This window comes from Acidipropionibacterium thoenii DSM 20276 (assembly GCF_000423445.1).
In the GTDB taxonomy this organism is placed as follows: domain Bacteria; phylum Actinomycetota; class Actinomycetes; order Propionibacteriales; family Propionibacteriaceae; genus Acidipropionibacterium; species Acidipropionibacterium thoenii.
The window spans coordinates 1-4,980 of record NZ_AUHZ01000041.1 but is presented as its reverse complement, the minus strand read 5'-3'; the positions used below and the strand labels follow the sequence as shown (position 1 = coordinate 4,980).

3 rRNA genes are annotated in these 4,980 nt (G+C 57.3%); all 3 read left to right on the top strand.

The window, feature by feature from the left end:
* Positions 1-1,317, top strand: a 16S ribosomal RNA gene (locus G554_RS0109355); the annotation flags it as partial.
* Between the two features lie 268 nt (positions 1,318-1,585).
* Positions 1,586-4,680: ribosomal RNA gene (locus G554_RS0109350) — 23S ribosomal RNA — on the top strand.
* 138 nt (positions 4,681-4,818) lie between these two features.
* A 5S ribosomal RNA gene (rrf, locus tag G554_RS0109345) occupies positions 4,819-4,935 on the top strand.
* Positions 4,936-4,980 lie beyond the last annotated feature (45 nt).

Sequence of the window (4,980 nt, the reverse complement as noted above, 5' to 3'; positions counted from 1 at the left end):
GCGGTGGTGGATGGACTCGCGTCCTATCAGCTTGTTGGTGAGGTTGTGGCTCACCAAGGCGTCGACGGGTAGCCGGCCTGAGAGGGTGACCGGCCACATTGGGACTGAGATACGGCCCAGACTCCTACGGGAGGCAGCAGTGGGGAATATTGCACAATGGGCGAAAGCCTGATGCAGCAACGCCGCGTGCGGGATGACGGCCTTCGGGTTGTAAACCGCTTTCACCAGGGACGAAGGGCCTTTCGGGGTTTGACGGTACCTGGAGAAGAAGCACCGGCTAACTACGTGCCAGCAGCCGCGGTGATACGTAGGGTGCGAGCGTTGTCCGGATTTATTGGGCGTAAAGAGCTCGTAGGTGGTTGATCGCGTCGGAAGTGAAAACTTGGGGCTTAACCCTGGGCGTGCTTTCGATACGGGTTGACTTGAGGAAGGTAGGGGAGAATGGAATTCCTGGTGGAGCGGTGGAATGCGCAGATATCAGGAGGAACACCAGTGGCGAAGGCGGTTCTCTGGACCTTTCCTGACGCTGAGGAGCGAAAGCGTGGGGAGCAAACAGGCTTAGATACCCTGGTAGTCCACGCTGTAAACGGTGGGTACTAGGTGTGGGGTCCATTCCACGGATTCCGTGCCGTAGCTAACGCATTAAGTACCCCGCCTGGGGAGTACGGCCGCAAGGCTAAAACTCAAAGGAATTGACGGGGCCCCGCACAAGCGGCGGAGCATGCGGATTAATTCGATGCAACGCGAAGAACCTTACCTGGGTTTGACATGGATTGGTAACGGTCAGAGATGGCCGCCCCCCTTGTGGGCCGATTCACAGGTGGTGCATGGCTGTCGTCAGCTCGTGTCGTGAGATGTTGGGTTAAGTCCCGCAACGAGCGCAACCCTCGTCCACTGTTGCCAGCAATTCGGTTGGGGACTCAGTGGAGACCGCCGGGGTCAACTCGGAGGAAGGTGGGGATGACGTCAAGTCATCATGCCCCTTATGTCCAGGGCTTCACGCATGCTACAATGGCCGGTACAAAGAGTTGCGACACTGTGAGGTGGAGCGAATCTCAAAAAGCCGGTCTCAGTTCGGATTGGGGTCTGCAACTCGACCCCATGAAGTCGGAGTCGCTAGTAATCGCAGATCAGCAACGCTGCGGTGAATACGTTCCCGGGGCTTGTACACACCGCCCGTCAAGTCATGAAAGTCGGTAACACCCGAAGCCGGTGGCCCTACCCTTGTGGGGGGAGCCGTCGAAGGTGGGACTGGTAATTAGGACTAAGTCGTAACAAGGTAGCCGTACCGGAAGGTGCGGCTGGATCACCTCCTTTCTAAGGAGCTTTCATGGGCCCTGTGCTCACCGTGTGGTGGGCGGGGGGTTGATGCTGCTGCCGGGGTTTCCTGGTGGTGGTGCTTCTGTGGAATGTTGACTGAAATTTTGGGCGCACTGTTGGGGTTCTGGGGTATCACGCACGTGTGTGTGGTGTCTGGCCGGCTCCTCGGCTGCGCGGGTCTTCGGGTTCGTGTGGTGGGTGTCTGGTGTGGTGGTTGAGAACTGTACAGTGGATATGAGCATCTTTGTAGAATTTTGTATGTGTATTGCAAGCTACTGAGTGCGGTCGGTGGATGCCTTGGCACCAAGAGCCGATGAAGGACGTTGTAACCTGCGATAAGCCCTGGGGAGTTGGTAAACGAACTGTGATCCGGGGATGTCCGAATGGGGAAACCTTGAATTGCCGGAGTCATGTCCGGTGACCCTGCCCTGAATGTATAGGGGTGTGGGAGGGAACGCGGGGAAGTGAAACATCTCAGTACCCGTAGGAAGAGAAAACAATAGTGATTCCGTGAGTAGTGGCGAGCGAAAGCGGATGAGGCCAAACCGTGTGTGTGTTCAAGCCGGCAGGCGTTGCACGTGCGGGGTTGTGGGGTCTTTCGTGTCTGACTGCCGTCAGGCGGACCAGTGAGAAATGGTGTGTGAAGTCGAATCGTCTGGGAAGGCGTACCGGAGTGGGTGAGAGTCCCGTAGACGTGAGTGCACCACTGGTGAGAGTCACCCCAAGTAGCGCGGAACTCGTGAAATTTCGCGTGAATCTGGCGGGACCACCCGTCAAGCCTGAATACTCCTTGGTGACCGATAGCGGATAGTACCGTGAGGGAATGGTGAAAAGTACCCCGGGAGGGGAGTGAAAGAGTACCTGAAACCGGCCGCATACAATCCGTCGGAGCCTGCCTTTGGGCAGGTGACGGCGTGCCTTTTGAAGAATGAGCCTGCGAGTCAGTGGTGCGTGGCGAGGTTAACCCGTGTGGGGTAGTCGTAGCGAAAGCGAGTCCGATAAGGGCGACAGTCGCGTGCTCTGGACCCGAAGCGGTGTGATCTATCCATGGCCAGGATGAAGCGACGGTAAGACGTCGTGGAGGTCCGCACCCACTTCAGTTGAAAATGGAGGGGATGAGCTGTGGATAGGGGTGAAAGGCCAATCAAACACCGTGATAGCTGGTTCTCCCCGAAATGCATATAGGTGCAGCGTCGTGTGGTCCGTGCCGGAGGTAGAGCACTGGATGGTCTAGGGGGCCTATCAGCTTACCGAAATCAGCCAAACTCCGAATGCCGGTACGCAGAGCACGGCAGTGAGACGGCGGGGGATAAGCTTCGTCGTCGAGAGGGAAACAGCCCAGATCATCAGCTAAGGCCCCTAAGGGGTGGCTAAGTGGAAAAGGATGTGGAGTTGCGGTGACAACCAGGAGGTTGGCTTGGAAGCAGCCATCCTTGAAAGAGTGCGTAATAGCTCACTGGTCAAGTGATTCCGCGCCGACAATGTAGCGGGGCTCAAGCCATCCGCCGAAGCTGTGGCAGTCGGTCCTTGTGGTCGACTGGGTAGGGGAGCGTCGTATCAGTGGTGAAGCGGTGGGGTGACCTGTCGTGGAATTGATACGAGTGAGAATGCAGGCATGAGTAGCGAATGACGGGTGAGAAACCCGTCCGCCGAATATCCAAGGGTTCCAGGGTCAAGCTAATCTGCCCTGGGTGAGTCGGGACCTAAGGCGAGGCCGACAGGCGTAGTCGATGGACGACCAGTTGATATTCTGGTACCGGTGTAACACCGTCCGTGTCGAGGCGTGTGATGCTAAGCGTGCGAGTCACCGCGTGGGGTCTCTTTGAGGTCTTGTGTGGTGGTGAGTGTGTGAACCGATCATGTAGTAGGCAAGCTGCGGAGGGACGCAGTGAGGTAGCTCAACCCCAGCGATGGTTGTCTGGGGCTAAATGTGTGGACCGTCTGGTAGGTAAATCCGCCGGACATATGGTTGAGGCATGATGGCGAGCCCACAGTGTGGGTGAGTGAGTGATCCTGTGCTGCCGAGAAAAGCTTCGTGAGCGAGGTGTTGTACCGCCCGTACCCTAAACCGACACTGGTGGATTGGTAGAGTATACCGAGGCGATCGAGAGAATCATGGTGAAGGAACTCGGCAAAATACCCCCGTAACTTCGGGATAAGGGGGGCCCGAACTGTGTACAGCCCGTGCGGCTGGTAGCAGTGAGGGTCGCAGAGACCAGGGGGAAGCGACTGTTTACTAAAAACACAGGTCCGTGCTAAGTCGTAAGACGATGTATACGGACTGACTCCTGCCCGGTGCTGGAAGGTTAAGGGGAACTGTCATCACCTTCGGGTGTGAAGCGGTGAACTTAAGCCCCAGTAAACGGCGGTGGTAACTATAACCATCCTAAGGTAGCGAAATTCCTTGTCGGGTAAGTTCCGACCTGCACGAATGGAGTAACGACTTCCCTACTGTCTCCACCATGAACTCGGCGAAATTGCAGTACGAGTAAAGATGCTCGTTACGCGCAGCAGGACGGAAAGACCCCGGGACCTTTACTATAGTTTGGTATTGGTGATCGGTGCGACTTGTGTAGGATAGGTGGGAGACTGTGAAGCAGCCACGCCAGTGGTTGTGGAGTCATTGTTGAAATACCACTCTGGTCGTTCTGGTTATCTCACCTGGAACCGTGATCCGGTTCAGGGACAGTGCCTGATGGGTAGTTTGACTGGGGCGGTCGCCTCCTAAAAGGTAACGGAGGCGCCCAAAGGTTCCCTCATCCTGGTTGGTAATCAGGTGTTGAGTGCAAGTGCACAAGGGGGCTTGACTGTGAGACAGGCATGTCGAGCAGGGACGAAAGTCGGGACTAGTGATCTGACGGTGGCTCGTGGGAGCGCCGTCACTCAACGGATAAAAGGTACCCCGGGGATAACAGGCTGATCTTGCCCGAGCGCTCACAGCGACGGCATGGTTTGGCACCTCGATGTCGGCTCGTCGCATCCTGGGGCTGGAGTCGGTCCCAAGGGTTGGGCTGTTCGCCCATTAAAGCGGCACGCGAGCTGGGTTTAGAACGTCGTGAGACAGTTCGGTCCCTATCCGCTGCGCGCACAGGAATCTTGAGAAGAGCTGTCTCTAGTACGAGAGGACCGAGACGGACTGACCTCTGGTGTGCCAGTTGTTCCGCCAGGAGCATGGCTGGTTGGCTACGTCGGGATGTGATAACCGCTGAAAGCATCTAAGCGGGAAGCACACTTCAAGATGAGGGTTCCCACAGATGAATCTGGTAAGGCCCCCGATAGACCATCGGGTTGATAGGCCGGACGTGGACGCACTGCAAGGTGCGGAGCTGACCGGTACTAATAGGCCGAGGGCTTGCCCTCACAACAATCTACAAACGATCGCGCATATCCACTGTGCGGCTCTGAACCACCACACCCCCCCAGGGGGTGCTGGTCCAGGAGCCCCTGACAACACCACCCCCTCGACCCAGGTCGAGGGACGTGGTCCCATAATCTTGTGCCGGTGGCCATGGCTGAAGGGAAACACCCGGTCCCATTCCGAACCCGGAAGTTAAGCCTCCACACGCCGATGGTACTGCCCACGCCAGTGGGTGGGAGAGTAGGACGCCGCCGCACAACCCACTTAGAACAAGCCAGGCCCCGCACCACAGTGCGGGGCCT